This window comes from Luteimonas sp. RC10, assembly GCF_014192745.1.
Classification (GTDB): domain Bacteria; phylum Pseudomonadota; class Gammaproteobacteria; order Xanthomonadales; family Xanthomonadaceae; genus Luteimonas.
Genome location: NZ_JACHYJ010000005.1, coordinates 21,938 through 48,933 on the forward strand (window position 1 = coordinate 21,938; position 26,996 = coordinate 48,933).

The following is a 26,996-nucleotide window of genomic DNA, read 5'->3' on the forward strand; positions in this document are numbered from 1 at the left end:
GCTCGGAGCCGCCATGTACCAGAAGACCTACCACGCGACCCACCCGGGCGTGATGCAGGGCATCGACAACGACGCCTTGCGCGATCTGTACCTGCTCGATGGCCTGTTCGCCGACGATGCGATCCGCCTGAGCTACACGCACTACGAGCGCTTCGTCATTGGCGGGGCGTCGCCGGTCTCCGGCCCGCTGTCGCTGCCCGTGCAGACCGAACCCGCCTCCGCAGCGGGTCGGCCGTTCCTGGAGCGGCGCGAACTCGGCGTGGTCAACGTCGGCGGCGGTCCGGGCACCGTGACCGTCGATGGCACCGCGTACGCGCTCGCGCCCAAGGACGGCCTGTACGTGCCGATGGGCAGCGCCGAGGTGGTGTTCGCGTCCGACGATGCGGCCGCGCCGGCGAAGTTCTATCTGGCGTCCACGCCCGCGCACGCGCGTTTCGAGACCAGGAAGATTTCGATCGCCGAGGCGGTGCCGCTCGAGCGCGGATCGCTTGCGACCAGTAACGAGCGCACGATCTACCAGTACATCGTGCCGGCCACCTGCGCGTCCTCGCAGTTGCTGCTGGGCCTGACGATCCTCAAGCCGGGCAGCGTCTGGAACACGATGCCGCCGCATCTGCACGACCGGCGCAGCGAGGTCTATTTCTACTTCGATCTGGGCGCCGACGACCGCGTCTACCACTTCATGGGCGAGCCGCACGCGCAGCGCCACATCGTGGTGGCCGACGGCGAGGCCGTGGTGTCGCCGCCCTGGTCGATCCACATGGGCGCCGGGACCTCGAACTACTGCTTCATCTGGGCCATGGGCGGCGAGAACCTCGACTACACCGATATGCACGTGCTCGACATCTGCCAGCTCAAGTGACGTTTCCCGCCGCGCCGCGCGCGGCATTTTCGCCATCGCTCCACAGGAGAGTTTCACCATGACGAATCCGTTCAGCCTCGAAGGCAAGGTCGCGCTGGTCACCGGCGCCAACACCGGTCTGGGGCAGGGCATTGCATTGGCGCTCGCGCAGGCCGGCGCCGACATCGCCGCCGCCGGCATCCAGCCGCCGAGCGAAACGCAGGCCAAGGTCGAGGCGCTGGGCCGGCGCTTTGTCGCCATCGAGGCGAACCTGATCAGCATCGAGCCGGTCGATCGCATCGTGCGCGAAACGCTCGACGGCCTGGGTCGCCTCGACGTGCTGGTCAACAATGCCGGGCTGATCCGCCGCGCCGACGCGGTCGACTTCAGCGAGCAGGACTGGGACGACGTGATGAACGTCAACATCAAGTCGGCGTTCTTCCTGTCGCAGGCCGTGGGCCGCCACTTCATCGCCAACGGCGGCGGCAAGATCATCAACATCGCCTCGATGCTGTCGTTCCAGGGTGGCATCCGGGTGCCGTCCTACACCGCCAGCAAGTCCGGTATCGCCGGCATCACCCGCCTGCTGGCCAACGAGTGGGCCGGCAAGCGCATCAACATCAACGCCATCGCGCCCGGCTACATGGCCACCGACAACACTGCGCAGCTGCGCGCCGACGAGGCCCGCAACCAGTCGATCCTCGATCGCATCCCGGCCGGCCGCTGGGGCGAGCCGTCGGATCTGGGCGGCACGGCGGTGTTCCTGGCCAGCCGCGCTTCGGACTACGTCAACGGCGCGGTGATCCCGGTCGATGGCGGCTGGCTCGCGCGCTGATCCACGCACGTTTCCCGGCGGGCCCGCCATGCCGGCGGGCCCGCGCTCTTCCCTTTCGAACACGCAAGAGAGACAGGCAATGAAAATCGCACTAATGCAGGAATTCAGCCAGGCCGCCAAGAACCCGGTCGTGCTGGAGCAGCTCAATACCGTCGCCGCGGACAAGGGCCACACGGTCTTCAACGTCGGCATGGACGGCGACAACGACCACCGCCTGACCTACATCCACTTGGGGATCTGCGCCGCGCTGCTGCTCAATGCGAAGGCCGTGGACTTCGTCGTCGCCGGTTGCGGCACGGGCCAGGGCGCGATGATGTCGCTCAATGCATGGCCGGGTGTGTACTGCGGCTACTGCATCGAGCCGACCGATGCGTTCCTGTTCGCGCAGGTCAACAACGGCAACGCGCTGGCACTGCCGTTCGCCAAGGGCTATGGCTGGGGCGCGGAGATCAACATCCGCTACATCTTCGAGAAGGCGTTCGACGGCGAGCGTGGCCAGGGCTACCCGGCCGAGCGCAAGGAATCGCAGATGACCAACGCCGGCATCCTGGCGCAGGTCAAGCAGGGCGCGTCGAAGGACTTCATCGACGGCCTGAAGGCGATCGACCAGGACCTGGTGAAGCAGGCTGTCGGCGGCGCGCGCTTCCAGAAGGCGTTCTTCGACAACGCGAAGGACGAGGCGATCGTCGCCTACGTCAAGGGCGTGCTGGGCCAGTAAGCCCCTCGTCGCTGTCCGACGCAGGCCGCCGGCGCGCGGCGGCCTGCGGATCGAACCCGATTTCCAGCGGAGCGCTTTCATGATGAAACGTCTATTGCCGCTGTTGTGCCTGGGCGCCGTGGGCACCGCGTTCGCCGCCTCGCCCACACCGCATCGCATCTTCATCGCCGGCGATTCGACCGCGGCGACCTACGGCCCCGAGCGGGCGCCGCAGGCCGGCTGGGGCCAAGCGCTGCCGCGCTGGATCGCCGGCGGCTGGGAGGTGCGCAATCACGCGATGGGCGGGCGCAGCACCCGCAGTTTCATCGACGAAGGCCGGCTGGACGCGATCGCCAGCGAGATCAGTGCCGGCGATGTGTTGCTGATCCAGTTCGGCCACAATGATGCCAAGCGCGAGGACCCCGCGCGCTACACCGATCCGGCGACCGACTACCCGCGCTTGCTCCAGCGCTATATCGACCTGGCGCGCGCGCAGGGCGCCACGCCCATCCTGATCACCCCGGTCGCGCGGCTGCTCTACGACTTCCGTTCGCTCATCGACACGCATGGTCGCTACACGCTGGCGATGCAGGCCCTGGCGACCCGCGAGGGCGTGGCGCTGATCGATCTCGATGCCGCGTCCAGCGACTGGATCCGTGCCCACGGCGAAGACGGTGCCAAGCCCTATTTCATGCACGTGCCGGCGCAGGGCAAGGCCGACGGCACCCATTTCAGCGAGGCCGGTGCCGATGCGGTCGCCTGCCTCGTCGCCGCCGGCTGGCGCGAGCTCGATACCGACGCGCCGGTCAAGCCCGTCACCGCGGCCGACTGCATGGCGGTGCCTGCGCCGCCGTCGGCATCGGTGTCGCCGTCGGTCGTCGTGCAGGAGCGCGACATCGCGATCGAACAGCCCGGCCCGCACGACGGTGCCGGCACGACCACGGCCTATCCGTTCTTCAGTGATGCCACCGGCCTGGACCTCGTGTTCCGCAAGCGCGCCCTGCACCCGGGCGCGACTATCGGCGACCACGTCAACGACAAGGACGAGATCTACTACGTGCTGTCCGGGCGCGGGCGATTGCTGCTCGGCGACACGGTGCGCGAGGTCGGCCCGGGCGATGCGATCCTGACCCGCGACGGCGACCGCCATGCGCTCGACCAGGTCGGCGACGAGGACCTGGTGATCTTCATCGTCTACCGGCCGGTGCGACGCTGAGAGCTTGCGGGAAAGCCCGTGCCCCCACCCGACGCGCGCTGCGCGTCGACCTCCCCCGCGGGCGGGGGAGGTGAGATCGCGGCGCACCCAATCGCCGCGCCGCGCCTTCCCCGCCTCAAGCCTGCGGCGCCGGCATCGACCTCCTCGCGAGCGGGGCGGTGAGATCGCGGCGTACCAAGTCGCCGCGCCGCGTCGCGCCTTCCTCGCTGCACGCCGGCGATGCCGGCGTCGACCTCCTCGCGAGTGGGGGCGGTGAGATCGCGGCGCACCCAATCGCCGCGCCGCGTCGCTCCTTCTTCACTGCACGCCGGCGATGCCGGCGTCGACCTCCTCGCGAGCGGGGGAGGTGAGATCGCGGCGTATCCAATCGCCGTGCTGCACCGCGCCTTCCCCCGTAGAACGGGGGAAGGCTGGGATGGGGGCGCCTTCGCGTCAGCGCGTCGGGGCTGCGCGTGGCTCAGTGGGTTTCTCGGTGGGTTCGTCGGGCGGCGGTGTGCAGGCGGCGAGGCCGAGCAGCAGCGCTGCCGCACAGGTCATCCAACGGAGGCGGCGTGCGCCATGGCGCGCAAATGCGGTCGAGCGACGGAACGTAGGCATCGTGGCAGTCTCCCCGATGGCAGGCTCGACGGTATCCTACGCGCAGTCGAATCGAGGACATGTCGATGGATCCGCAGCGCTGGCGCCTGGACGGCCAACTTGCCCTGGTGACTGGCGGCAGCGCCGGCATCGGACGGGCGATCACGCGCGAACTCGCCGGATTCGGTGCCACGGTGCTGATCGTGGGCCGCAACGGCGACACGCTCGAGGCCGCGCGCGAGGAATTGCTGGAGGAACTCCCACAGGCCGATATCCGCGCGCTGATTGCCGATGTCGTCGACGAGGAGCAGCGCGGCGAGATCCTCGACTGGGTCGAGGACCAGGGCGAAGGCCTGAACATCCTGGTCAACAACGCCGGCGGCAACGTGCCGCGCGCGGCGACCGAGTACGGCGAGGACGAGTGGCGCGAGATCTTCGAGGTCAATGTGTTCAGTGCGTTCGAACTCACCCGCCTGGCACATCCGCTGCTCACCCGCCATGCCAGTTCCAGCGTCGTCAACGTCGGCAGCGTGTCGGGCATCACCCACGTGCGCACCGGCGCGGTCTACGGCATGAGCAAGGCGGCGCTGCATCAGATGACGCGCAACCTCGCGGCCGAATGGGCCGAGGACGGGGTGCGCGTCAATGCAGTGGCGCCCTGGTACATCCGCACCCGGCGGACCTCCGGGCCGCTGGCCGATCCCGACTATCTCGACGAAGTGCTGCTGCGCACGCCGATGGGGCGCATCGGCGAGCCGGAGGAGGTGGCGGCGGCGGTCGCTTTTCTGTGCCTGCCGGCGGCGGGCTACATCACCGGCGAATGCATCGCCGTCGACGGCGGGTTCCTGCGCTACGGGTTCTGAGGCGGATACGGTCTGGGTGGCGTCAGGGGGCGTCCGCCGCGCACGTGCTCCCATCCCAGGTCGCACGTAGCCGCTCGTAGGCTTGCCGCAGCGCCGGGCTGCTCGCGCTGTCGGCGTAGCGCCAGCGGAACTCCGCTTCGTGCAGTCGGGCCTCCCAGGCCGCGCACAGCGCATCTGCGGCGACCGCTTCGCAGCTGTCCTCGACCCGCTCGCAGGCCTGGCCGGCGCCGAGGCCAGGCAGCCCGCCGATGCCGACGGTCTGCATCGGTCGGCAGCGCGTGGGCGGGGTGGCGTCCTCGCGCCAGTCGATGCTGCCGTCGTAGCTGCGGCAGGCGTACAGCGCGGGTGGCGGTGCGCGCAGGGCCGTCGGCTCGGGCGCCACGTCCGGGGGCGTGCGCGGCGCCGCCGGTGCGGGCGTCGGTGCCGATGCCGGGCGTCCCGGGACGACATAGGCGGGCATCGGCGCCGCGATTTCGACCACGCGCCGCTGTTGCTGTTGCCCGGGCGCGCAGGGGCGGCCATTCTGGAACGTCACCGCGCCATCGGCATCGGTGCAGCGGTAGATGACGGCGTCGGCAGCGGCCGTGCCGACGGCCACGGCCAACAGCAGGAGCGCCACGGCCGCGCGCAGGCCGTGGGTCATCGGCCGCAGTCCTGTCCGAGGCGGGCGTTGATCGCAGTCTCCTCGCCGCGCAGGCGCGCGCGTTCGCTGGGCTGGGCGTTGAAGAACCGGCGCCGAATCTCTTCGCGGCGCTCGGCCAGCAGGCTGCAGACCTCGGCCTGCGGCAGCGGGCTGCAGTCGTCGCGGACCCAGGTGCCGGCCCCGCCGTTGCCACCGCGCCACCCGCGCCGTGTGCCCGCGTCGATGTCCACGTCCACTCGGCCGCCGCCATGGCCGGCCTCGACACCGATCCGGGTCGAGGGACCGCGCCGCGGCGGCCCGTACCCCAGTGTCCACAGCGGCACCCAACGCGGATTGCCTGCCGACGAATCGCTGGTATACGTACTGCCGTCCGGACGCACGCAGCGGTACATCGGTTGCGCTGGACGGACGACGACGATCTGCGGTGGCGCAGGGGCGGTCGCCGGTTCGGCCGAAGGCGCCGGCCGCGGCGGTCGCGGCGCGGGCGCGGCATCGATCGGGCGGATCATCGTGCGGACCTCCTGGCGATGGCCGCCGGCGCACGGCGAGTCGCGCAGCGCGACCTGCCCGCGCGCATCCGTGCACCGGTACACGACGACGTCGTCGCGAGCCGCCGCCGGGGGCCAGGCGGCGGTCAGGCATGCGGTCAGGACGAGGAGGCTCGGGACGCGGCGCATGCCGCCATGATGCGACGACTGGCGGCCGGGTGAAACCGGGCGCGCGGGCAGCGGAGGGCCGGGGGATCCGCCGGCGCTGCAGCCTGGCGAGTTGCTGCGAAGACAGGTGGGCCGCACCGCGCCACGGCAGCCGCGACAACGGGTCGCAGGGCGAGGGTGGGGCGCCGTGATCCGCAGGCCGCCCGTCGGCCATGCCCCGACACCGGCCGCGATTTGCGGCGCTGCCGGCCCATGGACGCGGTTCGACGGCAGGATTACGATGCGCGCCGGATCGGGACCTCCATCCGCTCTGCACAAAGCCAGGGCGGGCGATGCCACGGTCCCCGGCGTTCGTCGCGACGCGCCCCAGCGCGCCACGGCCTGTGCGATCGGTGGAGACCGGTCCGGCCCGGAGCGACTGCAGCGATGCATCGCGCTCTGTCCCGCGATGTTCTTGGTGTCTGGTGCGCCGGCAGGTGCAGGTCCGCAACGCGCTGCCAGACGCAGCACGCGTGGCGCGCCGGCCGCCGGCTCGCCGATGGTCCGGCTGTTCGTATTCCGACATGTGCCGGGCCTGGACCGGCGCATGCCCGCGCATGGATGCGCTGTTGTGCGGTGCCGTTCCACGTTGTCCCGAGCGTTTTTCCACTCATCAAAAAGCCCCCTGGAGGGGATGTCATGAACGCAACCCGTTCGCCCCGTGTGCCCCAACCCGCCCTGCTGGCCTGTGCGCTGGCTGCCTGTCTGGCGTTCGCCGCGCCTGCCTTCGCGCAATCCACCAGCGCCACGCTGCGCGGCCAGGTGCGTTCGGCCGAAGCCGGCACCACGGTGACCGCGACCAACGTCGCCACCGGTGCGGTGCGCCGCGTGCAGACCAACGCCGGCGGCGCCTACACGCTGGTCGGCCTGCCGCCGGGCACCTATCGCGTCGACGCCGGTGGTCAGCCGCAGACGGTGACACTGTCGGTGGCCTCGACCGCAACGCTCGATATCCAGGGGGCAGCCGCCGAAGGCGTGCCGGCCGAGGGTCCGGTCACCGACATCAATGGCGTCACCGTGACCGCCCCGCTGTTGCGCGACGTGCGCACGTCCGAGGTCGGCAATACGATCTCGCTGCGCCAGATCCAGCAACTGCCGCAGGCCACGCGCAACTTCCTCGAGTTCGCCGACACCGTGCCGGGCATGCAGTTCAAGATCGACGCCCAGGGCCGCGCCACGCTGCGCGCCGGCGCGACCAACACCAGCTCGTCCAACCTCTACATCGATGGTGTGAGCCAGAAGAGCTACGTCCAGCAGGGCGGTGTGGCCGGCCAGAACGAGAGCCCGGGCAACCCGTTCCCGCAGTTGGCGATCGGCGAGTACAAGGTCATCACCTCCAACTACAAGGCCGAGTACGGTCAGGTCAGTGGTGCGGCGATCACCGCCGCCACGCGCTCGGGCACCAACGAGTTCGAAGGCGAGATGTTCTATCGCTACACCAACGAGCGCATGCGCGCCAAGCGGCCCGACGAGACCGACAAGGACGACTCGCAGGTCAAGGAGTACGGCTTTGCGTTCGGCGGTCCGATCATCGAGGACCGCATGCACTTCTTCGTCGCCTACGAGGGCAAGGAGAACATCTACGCGCGTTCGGTGCAGCCAGACGCGGCCTCCGGCGACGCCTACCTGCGCCTGCCCGAGAACCTGCGCAGCTACTACGGCGCGACCACGCTGCCGTTCGAGGAAGACCTGTACTTCGCCAAGCTCAGCTGGGACATCGGTGACAACGACCGCCTGGAACTGAGCGGCCAGTACCGCGACGAGGACGTGCTCGGCAATGTCGGCGGCGTCAGCACGCCCGAACACGGCGATGCGCGCATCAACGAGGACAAGCGCGTCAACCTCAAGTGGATGCACTACGGCCAGCGCTTCTACAACGAGTTGATCGTCAGCACCCAGGACTCGCAGAACTCCAAGACCCCGGTCTCGTTCGGCAACGGCGCCATCTACACCGTGATCGACCGCCGCGAGCCGCTGACCGAGGCCACGCTGCTGCAGGTCGGCCCGGCCAGCGGTTTCAGCCTGCAGTCGCAGCGCCAGAAGGGCTGGTCGTTGCAGAACGACCTGACCTTCAACAGCTTCGAGTTCAAGGGCGACCACACCGTCAAGGTGGGCGTGAACTACCGCGACATCGACCTGGAGTCGAGCGACGGCGAGCCGCTGAATCCGCAGTTCTCGTGGGAGTTCGACCCGGCCACCGGCCAGGTCGCCGCGCAGCCTTACCGCGTGGAGTTCATCGCGCCGTTCGCGACCCCGGGCCTGACCCCGCGCGTGGAAACCTCCGCCAAGCAGTACGGCTTCTACATCCAGGACGACTGGCAGGTGAACCCGCACCTGATGCTGAACTTCGGCGTGCGCTGGGATTACGAGGACGTGCCGGCCTACACCGACCACGTCACCCCGAAGGCCTTCGTCGACGCGCTCTACGCGGCCGATCCGCAGAACCCGGGCCAGCGCTGGGTCGACCGCTGGATCAACGGCGGCATCGATGCGATCAACCCGCTCGATTACATCAGCACCGGCAGCAACCGCAAGAACTTCAAGGACGCCTGGGCACCGCGTTTCGGCTTCTCCTACGACCTGGGTGCCGACGAGCGCCACGTGATCCACGGCGGTGCCGGCCGGTCCTACGACCGCAACCTGTTCCGCGACCTCGCGTTCGAGCGCCACAAGGGCTCGATCTCGCTGGTGCGCCTGGAGTTCGCCGATCCCACGACCGGCGAATGCGTGGCGATCACCGGGTCGCGCTGTGTCGCCTGGGACCCGGCCTACCTGGGCGGCGCGGACGTGCTCGCCGGCATCACCGGCTCGCGCGATGCCGCCGAGGCGTTCATGCTCAACAACCGGCTCAAGACGCCCTACAGCGACCAGTTCAGCCTGGGCATGAGCAACCAGGTCGGCCAGTGGCTGACCGACGTCACCGTGCAGCGCATCCTCGCCCGCGACGGCTTCGGCTACACGCTCGGCAACCGCTATCCCGATGGGGCGTTCTTCAGCCCTGGCGGCAGCCCGCCGTGGGGCGCGTCCGACCGCGTGCCGCCGGGCTTCGGCGGTGTGATCCTGGGCGACAACGGCGTCGAGCAGCGCAGCACGCAGATCCTGCTGGCGGCCGACAAGCCGTACACCCGGGAATCGGGCTGGGGCGCCAACATCGCCTACACCCACACCCAGGCGCGCCAGAACAGCCGCAACAACGACAGCCAGTTCGACTACTTCGACAAGGCGCGGCTGCAGTACTTCCCGTTCGTGAAGTCCAGCAACCAGCCCAAGCATCGCTTCACCGCCTCGGCCTCGGTTGACGGGCCGTGGGGCGTGACCTACGGCGCCAAGCTGGTGCTCGAGACCGCCAACCCGATCAACACCGTGGCCTGCTACGGCGTCGAGGGCTGGGACGGTTCGACCTGCCAGTTGGTCGGCTTCGTGCCGCCGGGCAACGGCAAGTTCCTCGTCGGCGGCGACATCTGGAGCTACCGCACCGTGGATCTGCAGGCGACCAAGGAGTTCGTGCTGGGTGGCGACACGCGGCTGACCGCGCGCGTGAACCTGCTCAACGCGTTCAACTTCGAGAACTACGACAGCTACGTCTACGGCGGCCCCGACGGCGGCCGCGACTACTTCGGCCAGGACGGCCAGCTCGATACCGGCTACGTGTCGGTGAATCGCAATGGCGGGATCTTCTACTTCCCGCGTACGCTGACGGTGGAAGTGGGCCTGAAGTTCTGAGGCCACGCCGCATCGATGAGGAAACAGAACGGGCCTTCGGGCCCCGTTCTGCGTTGCGCTGTCTGCCATCCAAGTCGTGCGGCGACGCGCGGGCGATCAGATCGCGTCGAGCGCGGCGCGGGTCGTGTCGCTGGCCTGCCGGCGCAGCATGCGGGCGATGCTCGCGGCTGCGTCGCGGCCTTCCTGGACCGCGGTCACCACCAGGTCGGCGCCGCGCACCGCGTCGCCGCCGGCGAACACCCGGTCGTGCGCGGTCTGGTAGGGCAGCCGCCGCTCGCCGCCAACGCGGATGCGCCCGCTGCCCGGCGCCTGGGCCCCGACGCCATGCGGGTCGAGCCAAGCCGGCACGGCCGGCGAAAAGCCGAAGGCGATGATCACCACGTCGGCGGCCAGCGTCGATTCGCTGCCTGCGACCGGGACGGCGGCGCGGCGGCCATTCGCGTCCGGCTCGCCGAGCCGGGTCTCGACCATGCGCACTCCGGCCGCGTTGCCGTCCGCATCGGCTTCGATCGCCAGCGGCTGGCGGTTGAACAGGAAGCGCACGCCTTCCTCGCGGGCGTTGGCGACCTCGCGCGCCGAGCCCGGCATGTTGGCCTCGTCGCGGCGGTAGGCGCAGGTGACGCTGGCCGCGCCCAGACGAACCGCCGACCGCACGCAGTCCATGCCGGTGTCGCCGCCGCCGAGCACGACCACGCGCTTGCCGGTCAGTTTCGGCAGCGTCAGTGTGTCCTCCCAACCGGCGATCGGCCGGCCCCAGGTGTCGCCGCCAGTGACCAGGCGGCCGTTGTGCACCAGGAACGGCAGCGCCGGCAGCACGCCCGGCAGATCCTGGCCGGCCAGACCGCCGTCGGTGTAGCGGTAGGCGCCGGTGCCCAGGAATACCGCGTCGAACTCTTCCAGCAGCGTGTCGAGTGCGACGTCGCGCCCGATCTCGACGCCGAGCCGGAACGTCACGCCCATGCCTTCGAGCACCGCGCGCCGGGTGGTGATGACGGTTTTGTCGAGCTTGAAGCTGGGGATGCCGAACTGCAGCAGGCCGCCGATCTGCTCGTAGCGGTCGAACACCACCGCCTCGATGCCCGCGCGCACCAGTCTGTCCGCGCAGGCCAGTCCCGCGGGGCCGGCGCCGATCACCGCGACCCGCCGGCCGGTGGCCACGACCTTCGACAGGTCCGGTCGCCAGCCTTGGGCGAATGCGGTATCGACGATGTACTTCTCGACCGCGCCGATGGTCACCGCGCCGAAGCCGTCGTTGAGCGTGCACGCGCCCTCGCACAGCCGGTCCTGCGGGCAGACCCGGCCGCACATCTCCGGCAGCGGGTTGGTCTCATGGCACAGCGCCGCGGCCTCGTGCACGCGGCCTTCCTGCACCAGCTTCAGCCAGTTGGGGATGTAGTTGTGCACCGGGCACTTGGCTTCGCAGTACGGATTGCCGCAGTCCAGGCAGCGATCGGCCTGGTGCGCGGCCTCGCTCGGTCCGAAACCGCCGTAGAGCTCGTTCCAGTCGCCGGCCGTGCGCAGCGCCAGCGGCACCTTGCCCGGCATCTCGCGCGGCTCCTTGAGAAACCGGAACACATCGCGCTTGGTCATGGGGTGGACTCCGTTGCGCGAGGGGCGAAGCAGAGCGTGGACACAGGGATGCGCAGCACAGGCCTCATGCCGCCCGCCTCAGGTCTTCGGCCAGCGCCGCCAGGCTCGCGGCCTTGGGCTTGACCAGCCAGAACTTGCCGACGAAATCGCGGAATTCGTCAAGGATGCGCGCACTCCAGGCGCTGCCGGTCAGGCGGGCGTGGGTCTCGATCAGGTCGCGCAGATGCGAGCGGTAATTGTCGAAGGCTTCGGGGGTGACGCGCAGGATGTCGATCAGTTCGTGGTTGTAGCGATCGACGAAGTCGCGATCGAGATCGAGCACGTAGGCGATGCCGCCGGTGAAGCCGGCACCGAAGTTCAGGCCGGTGCGGCCCAGCACCGCGACCGCGCCGCCGGTCATGTACTCGCAGCAGTGGTCGCCGGCACCTTCGATCACCGCGACCGCGCCGGAGTTGCGCACGCCGAAGCGCTCGCCCGCGCGGCCCGCGGCGTACAGCTCGCCGCCGGTCGCACCGTACAGGCAGGTGTTGCCGAGGATCGGCGTGAGCCGCGACTCGAACGCGCTGCCGGCCGGTGGACGCAATACGATCCGGCCGCCGGCCATGCCCTTGCCGACGTAGTCGTTGGCTTCCCCCTCGAGCTCGAGGTGCAGGCCGCCGGCGTTGAACGCGCCCAGGCTCTGGCCCGCGGTGCCGCGCAGGCGCAACGTCAGCGGCCGGTCGGCCATGCCGGTGTTGCCGTGCACGCGCGCGATCGCCCCCGACAGGCGCGTGCCGATGCTGCGGTCGGTGTTGCGGATCTCGAAGTCGTAGCTGCCGCCGTCGCCGCGTGCGATCGCCTTGGACACGCGCGCCTCCAGCGCGGCCGCCAGGCCGTCGGGCGGCGCCTGCAGCGCCGACGCGCCGCAATAGCCCAGCGGCTTGTCGGGGTCGCGGCGCAGCAGCATCGACAGGTCGATATCGACATGGTCGCGGGTACGACGCAGATGCTGCTCGAGCAGGTCGGTGCGGCCGACGATCTCGTCGAGCGAGCGCGCGCCCAGCGCCGCCAGGTGCTCGCGTACGTCCTCGGCGACATTGCGGAAGAACGCCTCCACGCGCTCGGGCAGGCCCCTGTAGTGGTGTTCGCGCAGCCGCGGGTCCTGCGTCGCCACGCCGGTGGCGCAGTTGTTGAGGTGGCAGATGCGCAGGTACTTGCAACCCAGCGCGATCATCGGCGCGGTGCCGAAGCCGAACGTGTCGGCGCCCAGCAGCGCGGCCTTGATCACGTCCAGGCCGGTCTTGAGCCCGCCGTCGGTCTGCAGCAACACGCGGTCGCGCATGTCGTTGAACTGCAGCGCCTGGCGCGCCTCCGACAGGCCCAGCTCCCACGGCGCGCCGGCGTAGCGGATCGAGCCCAGCGGGCTGGCACCGGTGCCGCCGTCGTGGCCGGAGATCGTGATCAGGTCGGCGCCGGCCTTGACCACGCCGGCGGCGATCGTGCCGACCCCGGCATGGCTGACCAGCTTGACCGAGATCAGCGCCTGCGGGTTGACCTGGCGCAGGTCGAAGATCAGCTGCGCCAGGTCCTCGATCGAATAGATGTCGTGATGCGGCGGTGGCGAGATCAGGCCGATGCCCGGCTTGGCGTAGCGCAGGCGCGCGATCAGCGCGTCGACCTTGCTGCCCGGCAACTGGCCGCCTTCGCCAGGCTTGGCGCCCTGCGCGACCTTGATCTGCAGCACCTCGGCGTTGATCAGGTACTCGGGCGTCACGCCGAAGCGGCCCGAGGCGATCTGCTTGATCTTGCTGCGCCGCTCGCTGCCGTAGCGCGCCGGGTCCTCGCCGCCCTCGCCGGAGTTGCTGCGCCCGCCCAGCCGGTTCATCGCGATCGCCAGCGCCTCATGCGCCTCGGGCGACAGTGCACCCAGGCTCATCGCCGCCGAGTCGAACCGGCGCACGATCGACGACACCGGCTCGACCTCGTCGAGCGGCACCGGCGCGGCGGCTGCGCGCGGGCGCAGCAGGTCGCGCAGCGCGGCCGGCGGCCGGGTGTCGACGAAGCCCGAGTAGCGGCGCCAGTCCTCGCGCGCGCCGGTGGCGACCGCGCGCTGCAGCGCCTGCACCACGTCGGGATTGAACTGGTGGTACTCGCCGCCGTGCACGTAGTGCAGCAGGCCGCCGGGCTCGGGCAGCGCGGTGTCGTCCCAGCCCTGCGCGGCGAGTGCCCAGGCGTCGGCTTCCAGGCGCGCGAAGCCGGCGCCGCCGATGCGCGACGGCGTGCCTTCGAAGCACAGTGCGACGACCTCGGCATCGAGTCCGACGATCTCGAACAGCTGCGCGCCGCGATAGCTGGCGATGCTGCCGATGCCCATCTTCGACAGGATCTTCAGCAGGCCCTTGCGCACGCCGCGGCGGTAGCTGCGACCCAGTTGCAGCATCTCGTCGCCGCTCTGGGTCGGCAGCACGCCACGCCGCGCCAGCCCGTGCAGGGTCTGGTAGGCGAGATAGGGATAGACCGCGGTCGCGCCGAAGCCGATCAGGCAGGCGAAGTGGTGGGGGTCGCGCGCGGTGCCAGTCTCCACCAGCAGATTGGCGTCGCAGCGCAGTCCCGCGCGCACCAGATGCAGGTGGATCGCGCCGGTCGCCAGCAGCGCATGCACCGGCGCGGTGCCGCGCTTGGGATAGCGATCGCTCAGCAGCAGGATCTCCGCGCCCTCGCGGACCGCGGCTTCGGCCTCGGCACACAGCCGGTGCAGGGCGGCCTCGAGCGTCTCGTCCTGCCCGAAGTACAGGTGCAGCAGCCGGTTGGCGTGTTCGAAGCGCGGCAGCGCGAGCAACTGGCGCAGTTTGCGCTGCGAGAGCACCGGCGAGTTCAACAGCACGTGGTGCACGTTCTCGGCGCGGTCGAGGAACAGGTTGCCCTCGCGTCCGATCTGCGTGGCCAGGGTCATGACCCCGCCTTCGCGCAGCGGATCGATCGGCGGATTGGTGACCTGCGCGAACGCCTGGCGGAAGCCATCGTAGAGCGGACGCACGCGCTGGCTGATCGCCGCCATCGGCACGTCGTCGCCCATCGAGCCGATGCCTTCCTGCTCGGTCTGCGCCAGCGGCCGCAGCACCGATTCCTGTTCCTCGCGGGTGAGCTGGAACAGCTTCTGGAACGCCAGCAAGGTGTCGGCCGGGAAGGGCTCTGCGGCCAGGGCCGGGTCGATCAGTTCGGTGTGCAGATAGCTCATGCCGCGCTTGAGCCATTGCTTGTACGGCGCGCGTGCGCGGTTGACCGCATCGATCGCGTCGTTGTCGAGCAGCGTGCCGGCGGCCAGATCGATCGCAATCATTTCGCCAGGCCCGAGCTTGCCCTTGGCCTTGACGCGCTCGGGCGCGACGTCCCACACGCCGGTCTCGGAGGCGATCACGAAGATGCCGTCATGCGACAGCGTCCAGCGCGCCGGGCGCAGGCCGTTGCGGTCGAGCGTGCAGGCCGCGTACCGGCCGTCGCACATCACCACGCCGGCCGGGCCGTCCCACGGCTCGGAATTGATCGCGTAGTACTCGTAGAACGCAGCCAGATCCGCGTCCTTGTACTCCAGCGACTGGGTCGCCGGCGGCATCAGGATGCGCATGGCCTGCAGCAGGTCCATGCCGCCGAGCAGCAGCCACTCGAGCATGTTGTCGAGCGTCTGGGAGTCGGAGCCGTGCATCGTGACCGGCGCGTCGAACTCGCCGATGTCGAGCAGCGGCGAGGCCCAGACCCCGCGGCGCGCCTGGGCCCAGCGCCGGTTACCTTCGATGCTGTTGATCTCGCCGTTGTGCGCCAGCCGGCGGAACGGATGCGCCAGCGGCCAGCGCGGCAATGTATTGGTCGAAAAGCGCTGGTGGAACACCACCGTGACCGCGGCCAGGTCGGGGCGCGCGAGGTCCGGGAACAGCTGGGTCAGATGGCGCGGCAGCACCATGCCCTTGTAGCCGAGCAGCCCCGGCGTCAGGCCGACGACGTAGAAGTCGGCGACCTCGCGCAGCGCCTGCTCGGCGCGCCGCCGCGCCAGGTACAGCGCGCGCTCGAATGCCGGTGCATCGTCGCCATCGGCTTCGACAAACACCTGGGCCACGCGCGGCAGCGACGACAGCGCCAGTTGGCCGAGCGCGGCGGTGTCGAGCGGCACGTCGCGCCAGCCGAGCGTGCGCACGTCCAGCGCCGCCAGTTGCGCGGACAGGGTCTCGCGGCACTGCGCCGCCGCTGTCGCGTCATGCGGCAGGAACACCATGCCGGCAGCGAGTTGAGTACCGGTGACGACGAAGCCGCTCTCGGCGGCAAGCGTGCGCACGAAGGCCTCGATGCCGACCAGCAAGACGCCGCAGCCATCGCCCGAAAGACCATCGGCGGCGATGCCGCCACGATGCGCCATCCGCGACAGCGCCTGCAGCGCGCCGTCGACGATCTCGCGCGAGGCCTCGCCGCCGATCGTGGAGATCAGGCCGAAGCCACAGGCGTCGCGTTCGTCAGCGGGGTCGTACAGCCCGCGCACCGGGGATTCCCGCATCGTCGTCATTGCCATCCGGTCAGGGGAGCAGAGCCGGCGTGGGGATCGGAGCGTGTGGCGGTCTCGCAACGCGTCCACGTCGGGCCATCGACTAGAGCACAGTTTGTGCAGTGCGGCAATATGCGATTTGCGGCGCTTCGGACGTTTCCGATGCAACCATTGCGACGCAGCACCGGCGCTGGTGCAAGCGCGTCCTGGACGCAGCGGTCAGCCGCGGAGCACGCGTCCGGTGGCCGCGTCTCGGATCGTCGACGGCTCGCGTCGACCGCCGGTCTCGCCGGCAGCCACGCCGTCGATCTGCGCCAGCAGTCGCGGGTCGAGCGCGGCGGCCGCGTGCACCGCCGGTTCGCCCGAGAGGTTGGCGCTGGTCGACACCAACGGCCCGCCGAAGGCGGCGCACAGTGCGACGACGCCGGGATGGGCGCTGACGCGCACCGCGATGCCGGCATGGGCCCCGGTCAGCCAGGCCGGAACGCCGGACAGCGCCGGCACGATCCAGGTGTGCGGGCCGGGCCAGGTGGCATGCACGGCGGCCTGGCGGTCGGCATCCAGCCCGGACCAGTCGACGATGTTCGCCAGTTGCGCCGTGGCGCCGGCGATCAGGATCACGCCCTTGTCGACCGGCCGGCGCTTGATGTCGAGCACGCGCCCGACCGCGGCTGCGTCGAAGGGATCGCAGCCCAGCCCCCACACGCCTTCGGTGGGGTAGGCGATCACGCCGCCGCGCGCGAGCACGGCGGCCGCGGCGGCGATGTCCAGACGCGCGACTGTGGACATGCGCAAGACCAACCGCGGGTCAGAACGGCGCGGCGTCGTCGGACGCGGCCTTGACCACGCGCTTCTTGCCCGGCGCGACCTTGGCCGGCGTCAGCAACGATTTCGCCGGCTCGGGCGCTGCGACTGCCTGCTTGGCGACCTTTTTGGTCGCCTTCTTTGCGGTTTTCTTGGCGGTCTTCTTCGCAGGCGCTTTCTTGGTCGCGGCCTTCTTGGCGGTCGGGCTCTTGTCGGGCGCGGCCTTCTTCGTCGCGACCTTTTTGGCGGCGGCCTTCTTCGCACCAAAGCCCTTGCGCACCGGCTTGCCGGTTTCCTCGAGCAGGCGCGTGACCTCCTCGAATGTCAGCGACGCGGGCTCGCGGTCCTTGGGAATCTTGCCGTTGAGCTTGCCGTCGCTGATGTACGGCCCGAAACGGCCGTTGAGCACCTGGATGTCGCTGCCGTCGAAGGACTTGATGATCCGGTTGCGCGCGATCTCCTCCTTCTCCTCGATCAGGAACACCGCGCGCGCCAGGTCGATCTTGTACGGATCGTCCTCCTTCTTCAGCGAGGCATAGGTGCTGCCGCGCTTGGCGAAGGGGCCGAAGCGGCCGATGCCCACGCTGACCTGCTCGCCCTTGTCCTCGCCGAGGATGCGCGGCATCAGGAACAGTTCGAGCGCCTGCTCGAGCGTGATCGTGTGCATGCTCTGGCCGGGGCGCAGCGAGGCGAACTTGGGCTTCTCCTCGGCGTCCTCGGCGGTACTGCCGATCGCGGCATAGGGCCCGAAGCGGCCCAGCCGCACGCTGACCGGCTTGCCGGTCTTCGGGTCGGTGCCCAGTTCGCGTGCGCCGGTGGCCTCGGTGCGGTCGACCGACTCGGTCTTCTCGGCGACCAGTTCCTTGAACGGGCCCCAGAACTTCTCCATCAGCGGGATCCAGTCCTCCTCGCCGCGGCTGACCGCATCGAGCTCGTCCTCGAGCTTGGCGGTGAAGTCGTAGTCCACGTAGCGGGTGAAGTGGCTGGACAGGAACTTCGACACTGCGCGGCCGACATCGCTGGGACGGAAGCTGCGGCCTTCCATCTCGACGTACTTGCGGAACAGCAGGGTCTGGATGATCGAGGCGTAGGTTGATGGCCGGCCGATGCCGTACTCCTCGAGCGCCTTGACCAGCGCCGCTTCGGTGAAGCGCGGCGGCGGCTGGGTGAAGTGCTGCTCGGCGATGATGCGGTCGAGCGGCACACGGTCGCCCGGCTTCATCTGCGGCAGTTTGCGGCCCTCGTCCTCGTCGTCCTTGCCCTTGGTGTCCTTGCCTTCCTCGTAGACGGCCAGAAAGCCCGGCACCACGACCGTCGTGCCCGAGGCGCGGAAGCTGTGCTCGCTGCCAGCGGCCAGGTCGACCGAGACGGTGTTGAGCGTGGCCGGGATCATCTGCGAGGCGACGGCGCGCTTCCAGATCAGCTCGTACAGGCGGCGCTCGTCATCGGTGAGGAAGCGCGCCACCTGCGCGGGCGTGCGCAGCGCCGAGGTCGGACGCACCGCTTCGTGCGCCTCCTGCGCATTCTTGGACTTGGTGGTGTAGATGTTGGGCTTGTCCGGCAGCGAGGACGTGCCATAGTCCCGTGCGATGACGTCGCGGATCTCGCCCACCGCATCCTGCGACAGGGTGACCGAGTCAGTACGCATGTAGGTGATCAGGCCGACCGTGCCTTCATCGCCGATCGCCACGCCCTCATAGAGCTTCTGCGCGACCTGCATGGTCTTGCGCGTGGTGAAGCCGAGCTTGCGCGCGCCCTCCTGTTGCAGCGTGGACGTGGTGAACGGCGCAGCGGGGCGACGCTTGCGCTCCTTGGCGCCGACGTCGGTCACGTGCAGCGCACCTTGGGCGGCCGCCTGGATGCGCGCGCGCGCGGCCTCGGCCGTGTCGCCATCGGTCACGGTGAACTGCTCGAACTTCTGCCCGTCGAGCTTGGTCAGGCGCGCATTGAACGGCTGAGAGGGGTGGGCGAGCGCAGCCTCGATGGACCAGTACTCGCGGGCGATAAAGGCTTCGATCTCCTCCTCGCGCTCGACGATCATGCGCAGCGCCGGTGATTGCACGCGGCCGGCCGACAGTCCGCGCTGCACCTTGCGCCACAGCACCGGCGAGAGGTTGAAGCCGACCAGGTAATCGAGCGCGCGACGCGCCTGCTGCGCATCGACCAGGTCGCCGGCGATCGAACGCGGCTTCTGCATGGCTTCCTTGATCGCCCGCGGCGTGATCTCGGTGAACACCACGCGCTGCAGCGACCGGTCCTCGAGCAACCCGCGTTCTTTCAGGATCTCGGCGATGTGCCAGCTGATCGCCTCACCCTCGCGGTCCGGGTCGGTCGCCAGAAAGATGTCCTGCGCGCCGCGTGCGGCCTTGGCGATCGCCTCGACGTGCTTTTCGTTCTTCTCGATCAGGTCGTAGCGCATCGCGAAGCCGTGGTCGGGATCGACCGCGCCTTCCTTTGGAATCAGATCGCGCACATGACCATAGGACGCCAAGACCTGGAAGTCGTTGCCGAGGTACTTGTTGATCGTCTTGGCCTTGGCGGGCGACTCGACGATGAGAAGGTGTTTGGCCATGGTGGGCGACATCCGTGGGTGCGCCGTTGGCCCGGCGCCCCGAAAGGTGTGAAGACGCCGCCGCCCGAGGAGGACCCCGGGCGGTCGGTTGCTTTTATAGTGGAATCACGGGCGGGCAGGGCTGTCAAGCGCAAGCCCTGCCGGGGTTCACATCGCAGCGAACCCGATGGCGATCATCACGCCCACCAGCACCAGTCCGAACAGGGCGCCGAAGATCGCCAGCACGACGACCGTCACCGTGCCGAGCTCGCGCCGCTGCAGCTCGGGACGCTCGGTGAAGGCCCACTTGTCGACCACCAGCGTGTCGCACACGATGTCGTGCAGCGCCTGTTTGCGCTGGGTGAAAGCGGCCATCAGGAAGCCGATCATCAGGATCAGTGCGCTGAGGATGGTCGAAAAATAACGGCCGATGCCGCGCAGCAGCGAGATGCGCTCGCCGTTGGTGCGGACCACCTTGATGCCCACTGCCATCTTGCCCGGCGTGGCCATCGAGGCGGACGCGTGGAACCAGGCGTAGTAGGCCGCGCTGAGTGCGATCGACAGCAGGTTGGACAGGAGCTGGACCAGCACGATCCCGATGCCCGTGGCCGAATCCGAGCCGACCGCGATGATGCCGCCGAGCACGGCGACAGCGATCCCGCCGATCACCATGCCGATGACGCCGACGATCAGGCCGTCGATCAGATAGGCCGCCACCCGCTTCCAGAAGCCCGCGTAGACCACCTCACCACCGTGCACGACCGTATCGACGCGGGCGACAGGCGCGGTCGGGGGCGCGTATGGAGAGGCGCTGGCCGCCGGGCCGGCTGCCATCATCGCGGCTGTATGGGCGCTTTCGGTGACCGGCCGCCAGGCATCGCCAGGCGCCGGGGCGCCGTCGATGTCGCTTTGCGTCGGCGCCAGCGCCTCCAAGGTCCATTCCGAGGTCGCCGGGACCGGGGAGGCCGCGCTGGCAAACTCGCCGCGCACCGCATCCAGCGGCACCCACTCGGCCAGGCCGTCGCGCCAGACCAGGGTCCGGTCGTCGATCTGGCGGGCCTGGTACAGGCGCAGCAGTTCGGTGGCCGGGACCGGCCCCCGGCGGGCATGCGTGGCGTCGGCGTAGAACCAGTCGGTCATCGGGGCGGATCCTGTGCTGGGAGCGGTGCCGCAGCTGCGGCAGAAACGAAGGGGCGACGCTGCATCCGCACACGCAGGCGCCTGGCGGCAGCGTGCTGCACACAGGCAGGCCATCGGCCACATCGCGTTGCGGGCGGTGAGCATCGGCAGCACGCGTGGCATGCATCGCCCAACGTCGGAGGCCATGGATACGATATGGCCTGACCCGCCGGACGTCCTGCCCCCTGCAACGCGATGGCCGCTGGCCTGGCCGGCCGTGCGGGCGTCGTGGGCGGCATGCTAACCCGTGCGGCGCGATTTTGCCCCGTTCCGTGGCGGCGGAACGGGGCCGGGTCATCGTCGGCAGTCAGGCCCGCGGCTGGCCCGATCAGTGCACCGGCTCGGGCTCGTCGATGAACATCTGGGTTTCCATCCAGGCGTAGGCCGCCTCGCTGCCGGGCTGGTTGAACAGCACCATCAGCACGACCCACTTCAGGTCGTCGAGGTCGAGCTCGTCCTGGTCGAGCGCCATCACGCGGTCGAGCACCAGTTCACGCTGGTCGGCGTCGAGCACACCATGCTGCTCAAGGAACATCAGAAAGCCGCGGCCCTCGACATCCAGCCGGTCGATCTCGGGGGCCGAATACACGCGGGTGGGCCCGTTCGCACGGACGTCCGACACGGCCGGGCGCTGCTCGGCCAGGGCGTCGAGCCAGTCGAAGGCCTTGCTGGTCTCCGCCGGGCTGAATCCGGCCTGCAGCAGACCGCTCTGCAGCGAGTCGCGGTCGCGGACCAGGTCCGCGTCCTCGGTGAAGTAGTGCTCGAACAGATAGAGCAGGACATCCAGGATGCTTTCTTTCATGTTCCCCGGCCTGCGCCCCAAGGGGCGCGTCATTCAGGACTTTCGGCAATAGCGACCGTGCGCGACGTCGATGCGTCCATCCAGCTCCATGGCCAGGAGCATGGCCGACGCACGGGCGACCGTCAATCCGGTGCGGGCGATCAGTTCATCCATACCGCTTGGGTCGTGGCCCAGGGCCTGCCACAAGCGGTTGTAGTCGGGGTCGGTGCTCGGGACGGCGGGCGCCGGTGTCGCCGTCGGCTCTTGGGTGGGGGCGGCCAGGCGCCCGCGCAAGGCATCGGCGAGGTCGGTAGCGACCGGGCCGAGCGCGGCGCTCACCTCGTCCGGCGATTCGACCAGCATCGCCCCATCGCGCAGCAGACGGTGGCAGCCGCGGGCCTTGGGGTTGCGGATCGAGCCGGGGATCGCGAACACCTCGCGGCCGGCCTCGCCGGCCAGGCGCGCGGTGATCAAGGCGCCCGAGCGGTAGGCCGCCTCGACGACCAGGGTGCCAAGCGCGAGGCCGGCGACGATGCGGTTGCGGCTGGGGAACTGCGCGCGCCGCGCCGGGGTGCCGGGCGGGTACTCGCTGACCACCGCGCCTTCCGCCGCGATCCGCGCGTGCAGGCCGGCGTTGCAACGCGGATAGGGCACGTCGATACCGCTGCCGAGCACCGCCACCGTGACGCCGCCGGCCTGGAGCGCGGCCAGGTGGGCCGCGGCGTCGATGCCGCCGGCCAGGCCGCTGAGCACCGCCAGGCCCTGTGCGGCGAACCGCCGGGCGAACGCGGCGGCGGTGTCCAGCCCGGCCGCAGTCGGCGCGCGGCTGCCGACCACGGCGACACCCGGATGCCAGAGCAGCGCGGGATCGCCGTCGACGAACAGCGCCAGCGGGGGACCGGGCGTGTGCCGCAGCAGCGCGGGGTAGTCGGGGTCGTGCCAGCCCACGAGGTGGCGCCCGGGGGCGGCTTGCAGCCAGGCGCGCGAGCGGCGCCATGCGGGATCGGGCATGCGCAGCGCACGGCATTGCGCCGGGCTGAGGCCGGCTTCGCGCCAGGCGTCGGCGCCGGCAGCGAGTGCGGCGGCAGGTCCGCCGTGGCGGTCGAGCACGGCGCGGCGCGGCGACAGCGGACCGGCGGCGTGGATCAGCTGCAGCAGCGCGTCGGCATCGGAGTGGGCAGTGTCGGGCATGCGCCCAGGCTAGGCGCGCCCGGGCGCGCCGGCCGTCGGCGCAAGCCGCGCGTGCGGGTCGGGAATGCCCGCGCGCGACGGTGCGGGGCGCGTGGCCCCGCAGCGCGGGTCAGTGGGTCGCGTCGGGGTGCTTGAGACGGTCGCCGATCTGGACCGGCTTGGTGCCTTCCATGACCAGCGCATAGCTGACGTGGTCGAAGGTCCGGAACACCATCGCGTGCGCGGCGTACTCGTCGGGCAGCCGGTCGCGGCGCGAGCCGCGGTCGGGGGCGGCGTCGATGCGCGAAGTGTTGGGATGGCGCACACGGTCGACGACGTAGTCGCCGCTGTTCCAGATCGAGAACACCGTGCCGTTGTCGATCCCCGAGGCGCGGCCGGCCGAAATCGCGATCACATCGCGCGGACCGCCGGTGATCAGCGTGTCGGCGACCGCGAGCACCTGCACGTCGGCGGCGATCGCATCGGCGGCCGGCGCGTGCGGGAAGAACTGCAGGTCGTAGGGCTGCGGGTCGACCGGCACCACGCGGTCGCCCGGGCGCGCCTCGAAGCCGCCGCCATCGAGCGCGATCGTGGTGGTGTCGGTGTCCTCGGTGGGGCCCGAGACCACGGTGCCCACGCCCAGTTGGACCATCTCCACGCCCAGGAACGCATCCTGGCCGCGCAGGCGCGGCAGCGTCTGCCGCCACAGGTGGCTTTCGCCGGCCACGCGCTTGCCGCGGTAGTTGAGGTCGCGGGCGCGCCGCGCGCCATAGAACTCGGTCGCCGGCCGCTGTACCGCGTAGCGCTGGCCCGGCAGCGCGTTCTCCAGGCCCTTGACGTAGATGTCGCGGTCGATGCTGCCGCGCAGCCGGGTGCCTTCGCTGCCGAGCACGTAGGGCAGGTGGTCGAAGTCGAAGACGATGCTGCGGTTCTTCAGGAACGGCTCGATGTCCGACAGCGAGACCGCATCGACCGGCGCCTGCGCGGTCGTGCGCGGCCCCGGGCGCACGGTCGCGGTGACCCGGTCGAGGTACGCCAGGCTGATGACGTCGCCCGGATAGATCAGATGCGGGTTGGCGATCTGCGGATTGGCCTGCCAGATCTCCGGCCACAGCCACGGGCGGTCGAGGAAACGGCCCGCGATGTCCCACAGCGTGTCGCCACGCACCACGACGTAGGTGTCGGGATGGTCGCCGCGCAGTTGCTGGGCCGCGGCATACGTGGTCACGGTCAGCAGCGCGACGGCACACACCGTGCGGAGCGTTCCGGAAAGGCGTTCAAGCGTGCCGGCCATCTACAGCTCCCCTTGGGTTTCTCCCCTTGCAGCGCCGCAATATAGCCTGAAACCGCGAAACGGAAGCAACTGCGCGCCGCGTTACAATGCCCGGCTTCCGCCTGCGCTCGCCGCCTACGCCGTCCAATCCATGGCCCTGCTCCCGATCCTCGAATACCCCGACACCGGCCTGCGCAAGGTCGCAGCGCCCGTGCCCGCCGACCGTTTCGCCGACCCGGCGTTCCAGCGCCTGCTCGACCACATGTTCCAGACCATGTACGAGGCGCCGGGCATCGGGCTGGCCTCGACCCAGGTCGACACCTACGAGCGTTTCATGGTCATCGACGTCACCGAGACGCGCGACCAGCCGCTGGTGTTCGTCAATCCGACGATCCGCGACCGCTCGGCCGATCTGCGCGTGCATACCGAGGGCTGCCTGTCGATCCCCGGCGTGTTTGCCGATGTGACCCGCGCCGACGGCATCGTCGTCGAGGCCTTCGACCGTCACGGCAAGGCGTTCGAGCTGATCGTCGACGGCCTGCTGGCGACCTGCGTGCAGCACGAGATCGACCATCTCGACGGCAAGCTGTTCATCGACTATCTGTCGCCGCTCAAGCGCGACCGCGCGCTCAAGAAGCTCGAGAAGCTGCGCAAGGGCCGCGACTAAGCAATCCGGGTCGGGGCGTCGTCGCGCCAAGCCCGCCCCTCCGAGCCCGCAGTTTTCGACTCGCGATTCCCGACTCCCCGTTCTTCGGATCTCCACGCCGTCCCATGAGAATCGTCTTCGCCGGCACCCCGGACTTCGCCGTGCCCTCGCTGCTCGCCGCCGATGCGCGGCGCGAGGTCGTGGCCGTCTACACCCAGCCCGACCGGCCGGCCGGGCGCGGACGTGCGCTGACCGCCTCGCCGGTCAAGCAGGCGGCGCTCGACCGCGGGCTGATCGTGCGTCAGCCCGAGCGGTTGCGCGGCGCGGAGGTCCTCGATGCGCTGCGCGCGCTCGAACCCGACCTGATGGTCGTCGTCGCCTACGGTCTGTTGCTGCCGCAGGCGGTGCTCGACATCCCGCGCCTGGGCTGCTGGAACGTCCATGCGTCTTTGCTGCCGCGCTGGCGCGGCGCGGCGCCGATCCAGCGTGCGATCCAGGCCGGCGACGCGCAGACCGGCGTCTGCCTGATGCAGATGGAGAAGGGCCTGGACACCGGGCCGGTGCTGCTGCGGCAATCGACGCCGATCGCGCCCGACGATACCGGCGGCCGGCTGCACGACCGCCTGGCCGAGCTCGGCGCGCAGGTGCTTGCCGACGGCCTGGGCCTGCTGCGCGCCGGCATCCGGCCGGTGCCCGAGGTGCAAGCTGAGGCCGGAGCGACCTACGCCCACAAGCTCGACAAGGCCGAGGCCCGGCTCGACTGGACGCGTCCGGCGCGCGCACTGGCCGATACGGTGCGTGCGTTCGACCCCTGGCCGATCGCCGAGGCCGACATCGCCGGTGAGCGCGTGCGCGTGCATGCGGCGCAGGCGTTGCCGCTCGCGCATGACCGTGCGCCGGGCACCTTGCTGGCAGCCGGTCGCGACGGGCTCGATATTGCCTGCGGTGACGGTGCGCTGCGCGTGCTGCGGCTGCAGCGCGCCGGCGGCAAGGTCGTCGCCGCGGCCGACTATCTCAACGCCCGCCAGGATCTCAAGGCGCTGGTCGCCGCCCCGGCGGGACAGGACTGACATGGGCGCGCCCGGCGCCACCGTCCGTGTGCAGGCCGCGCAGGTGCTCGATGCGGTCGCACACCGCGGTACCTCGCTCAAGGCCGCGCTGGCCACGGCGCTGCCCACGCTCGCCGATCCGCGCGATCGCGCCTTGCTCGAGGCGATCTGTTTCGGCGCGCTGCGCGGTGCCGCCCGCTATGACCGCGCGCTCGCGGCCTGGATCCCGCGGCCGCTGCCACGTCGCGACGCCTCGCTGCGTGCGCTGCTGCATGTGGGCTTCGCCCAGCTCGATCCGCTCGGTCTGCCGGCGCATGCTGCGCTGTCGGCGACGGTCGAGGCCGCGCGTGCGATGGGCCGCAGCCACCAGGCCGGGCTCGTCAATGCACTGCTGCGCCGGGCCCAGCGCGACGGCCTGCCGCCGCCGGCGCCCGGCGACGGGTGGCCGGCCTGGCTGCTGGCGCAGGTGCGCGAGGACTGGCCGGATGCCTGGGAGGCGATCCTCGAGGCCAGCGCGTCGCAGGCGCCGACTTGGCTGCGGGTCAACCGTCGGCGCAGCACGCCCGCGGCCTGCATCGCCGCGCTCGCCGAGGCGGGCGTCGAGGCGGTCGCGTTTCCGGGGCTGCCCGATGCGCTGCGGGTCGATGCGCCATTTGCGGTGGCCGCGTTGCCCGGCTTCACCGGCGGTCTGTTTTCGGTGCAGGACGGCTCGGCCCAGCAGGTCGCCGCCGCGCTGGCGCCGGCCCCGGGGGCGCGCGTGCTCGACGCCTGCGCCGCGCCTGGCGGCAAGAGTGCCCACTTGCTCGAGCGCGATCCGGCGCTGCGGCTGACCGCGCTCGATGTCGCCGCGCCGCGCGTGGCGCGGATCGCCGCGACCTTCGCCCGGCTCGGCGTGGGCGAGCAGGCGTCGCTTCGCACGGTCGACGCCCTCGAGGTGGGCCGCTGGTGGGACGGCACGCCGTTCGATGCGGTGCTGCTCGATGCGCCGTGCTCGGCGACCGGCGTCGTGCGTCGCCAGCCCGACGTGCTGCTGCACCGGCGTGCGTCCGATCTCGAGGCGCTGGTGGCGCTGCAGGCCCGCCTGCTCGACGCACTGGCGCCGACGGTCGCGCCCGGCGGCGTGCTGCTGTACGCGACCTGCTCGATCCTGCGGCGCGAGAATGCCGCGCAGGTCGAGGCGTTCCTGGCCCGGCATCCGGACTTCGCAGTGCAGCCGCTGGACGCGGGCTTCGGCCGCGATACCGGTGCCGGCCACCAGCGCCTGCCGGGCGAAGACGGCATGGACGGCTTCTTCTACGCGCGGCTGCGCCGCGGGCACTGAGCACCGCGGCCGCGCAGGCGCTCGCTTAGAATC

At 70.4% G+C, this 26,996-nt stretch carries 19 protein-coding genes; 9 read left to right on the forward strand and 10 right to left on the reverse strand.

Features of this window, described 5'->3' with window-relative positions:
- Window positions 1-13: 13 nt before the first annotated feature.
- The 5 genes from kduI to FHW73_RS10025 all read left to right on the forward strand — a co-directional run bounded on the left by kduI (window position 14) and on the right by FHW73_RS10025 (window position 5,028).
- Window positions 14-862, forward strand: a complete 849-nt coding sequence (gene kduI / locus FHW73_RS10005) for a 5-dehydro-4-deoxy-D-glucuronate isomerase (protein WP_183426571.1) — start codon at window positions 14-16, stop codon at window positions 860-862.
- 58 nt (window positions 863-920) lie between these two features.
- On the forward strand, window positions 921-1,676 hold the full coding sequence (gene kduD, locus FHW73_RS10010) for a 2-dehydro-3-deoxy-D-gluconate 5-dehydrogenase KduD (protein ID WP_183426572.1): 756 nt from the start codon (window positions 921-923) through the stop codon (window positions 1,674-1,676).
- Window positions 1,677-1,755: 79 nt separating this feature from the next.
- Window positions 1,756-2,394 (forward strand): RpiB/LacA/LacB family sugar-phosphate isomerase, encoded by a 639-nt coding sequence (locus FHW73_RS10015; protein WP_183426573.1) that lies wholly within the window; start codon window positions 1,756-1,758, stop codon window positions 2,392-2,394.
- Window positions 2,395-2,476: 82 nt separating this feature from the next.
- A complete protein-coding gene (locus tag FHW73_RS10020) occupies window positions 2,477-3,589 on the forward strand; it encodes a GDSL-type esterase/lipase family protein (protein ID WP_183426803.1) in 1,113 nt (370 codons plus the stop codon).
- 662 nt (window positions 3,590-4,251) lie between these two features.
- Window positions 4,252-5,028 carry an SDR family oxidoreductase gene (locus FHW73_RS10025; RefSeq protein WP_183426574.1) on the forward strand — a complete coding sequence of 259 codons (777 nt, stop codon included), beginning with the start codon at window positions 4,252-4,254 and terminating at the stop codon, window positions 5,026-5,028.
- Window positions 5,029-5,050: 22 nt separating this feature from the next.
- On the opposite strand, the gene FHW73_RS10030 is transcribed toward FHW73_RS10025, so the two are convergent.
- Both FHW73_RS10030 and FHW73_RS10035 read right to left on the reverse strand, forming a co-directional pair.
- Complete coding sequence (locus FHW73_RS10030; protein ID WP_183426575.1) at window positions 5,051-5,671, reverse strand: DUF4124 domain-containing protein; 621 nt, start codon at window positions 5,669-5,671, stop codon at window positions 5,051-5,053.
- Window positions 5,668-6,180 carry a hypothetical protein gene (locus tag FHW73_RS10035; protein WP_255492909.1) on the reverse strand — a complete coding sequence of 171 codons (513 nt, stop codon included), beginning with the start codon at window positions 6,178-6,180 and terminating at the stop codon, window positions 5,668-5,670. Before FHW73_RS10035 ends, FHW73_RS10030 begins: the two co-directional genes overlap by 4 nt.
- 825 nt (window positions 6,181-7,005) lie before the next feature.
- Here FHW73_RS10035 and FHW73_RS10040 point away from each other — a divergent pair.
- A complete protein-coding gene (locus FHW73_RS10040; protein ID WP_183426577.1) occupies window positions 7,006-10,089 on the forward strand; it encodes a TonB-dependent receptor in 3,084 nt (1,027 codons plus the stop codon).
- A 96-nt stretch (window positions 10,090-10,185) separates the two neighbouring features.
- Here the strand turns inward: FHW73_RS10040 and FHW73_RS10045 are convergent, their stop codons facing one another.
- The 8 genes from FHW73_RS10045 to FHW73_RS10080 all read right to left on the reverse strand — a co-directional run bounded on the left by FHW73_RS10045 (window position 10,186) and on the right by FHW73_RS10080 (window position 23,968).
- Window positions 10,186-11,679 (reverse strand): FAD-dependent oxidoreductase, encoded by a 1,494-nt coding sequence (locus FHW73_RS10045; RefSeq protein WP_183426578.1) that lies wholly within the window; start codon window positions 11,677-11,679, stop codon window positions 10,186-10,188.
- Between the two features lie 64 nt (window positions 11,680-11,743).
- Window positions 11,744-16,201: a glutamate synthase large subunit gene (gltB, locus tag FHW73_RS10050; RefSeq protein WP_183426579.1), complete on the reverse strand. Its 4,458-nt coding sequence runs from the start codon at window positions 16,199-16,201 to the stop codon at window positions 11,744-11,746.
- Window positions 16,202-16,408: 207 nt separating this feature from the next.
- Window positions 16,409-16,978 (reverse strand): Sua5/YciO/YrdC/YwlC family protein, encoded by a 570-nt coding sequence (locus FHW73_RS10055; protein WP_183426580.1) that lies wholly within the window; start codon window positions 16,976-16,978, stop codon window positions 16,409-16,411.
- A 19-nt stretch (window positions 16,979-16,997) separates the two neighbouring features.
- Complete coding sequence (locus FHW73_RS10060) at window positions 16,998-19,565, reverse strand: DNA topoisomerase I (protein ID WP_183426581.1); 2,568 nt, start codon at window positions 19,563-19,565, stop codon at window positions 16,998-17,000.
- A gap of 147 nt (window positions 19,566-19,712) precedes the next feature.
- A complete protein-coding gene (locus FHW73_RS10065; RefSeq protein ID WP_183426582.1) occupies window positions 19,713-20,684 on the reverse strand; it encodes an RDD family protein in 972 nt (323 codons plus the stop codon).
- A gap of 367 nt (window positions 20,685-21,051) precedes the next feature.
- Window positions 21,052-21,525 (reverse strand): DUF494 family protein, encoded by a 474-nt coding sequence (locus FHW73_RS10070; RefSeq protein WP_183426583.1) that lies wholly within the window; start codon window positions 21,523-21,525, stop codon window positions 21,052-21,054.
- Between the two features lie 33 nt (window positions 21,526-21,558).
- A complete protein-coding gene (gene dprA / locus FHW73_RS10075; RefSeq protein WP_183426584.1) occupies window positions 21,559-22,695 on the reverse strand; it encodes a DNA-processing protein DprA in 1,137 nt (378 codons plus the stop codon).
- A gap of 109 nt (window positions 22,696-22,804) precedes the next feature.
- Window positions 22,805-23,968, reverse strand: coding sequence for a LysM domain-containing protein (locus tag FHW73_RS10080; RefSeq protein WP_183426585.1), 1,164 nt, complete (start codon window positions 23,966-23,968; stop codon window positions 22,805-22,807).
- A gap of 130 nt (window positions 23,969-24,098) precedes the next feature.
- Here FHW73_RS10080 and def point away from each other — a divergent pair, with 130 nt between their 5' ends.
- From def to rsmB, 3 genes are all read left to right on the forward strand, one after another.
- Window positions 24,099-24,614, forward strand: coding sequence for a peptide deformylase (gene def / locus FHW73_RS10085; protein ID WP_183426586.1), 516 nt, complete (start codon window positions 24,099-24,101; stop codon window positions 24,612-24,614).
- Between the two features lie 104 nt (window positions 24,615-24,718).
- Window positions 24,719-25,663, forward strand: coding sequence for a methionyl-tRNA formyltransferase (gene fmt, locus FHW73_RS10090; protein ID WP_183426587.1), 945 nt, complete (start codon window positions 24,719-24,721; stop codon window positions 25,661-25,663).
- A 1-nt stretch (window position 25,664) separates the two neighbouring features.
- On the forward strand, window positions 25,665-26,963 hold the full coding sequence (gene rsmB, locus FHW73_RS10095) for a 16S rRNA (cytosine(967)-C(5))-methyltransferase RsmB (RefSeq protein ID WP_183426588.1): 1,299 nt from the start codon (window positions 25,665-25,667) through the stop codon (window positions 26,961-26,963).
- Window positions 26,964-26,996 lie beyond the last annotated feature (33 nt).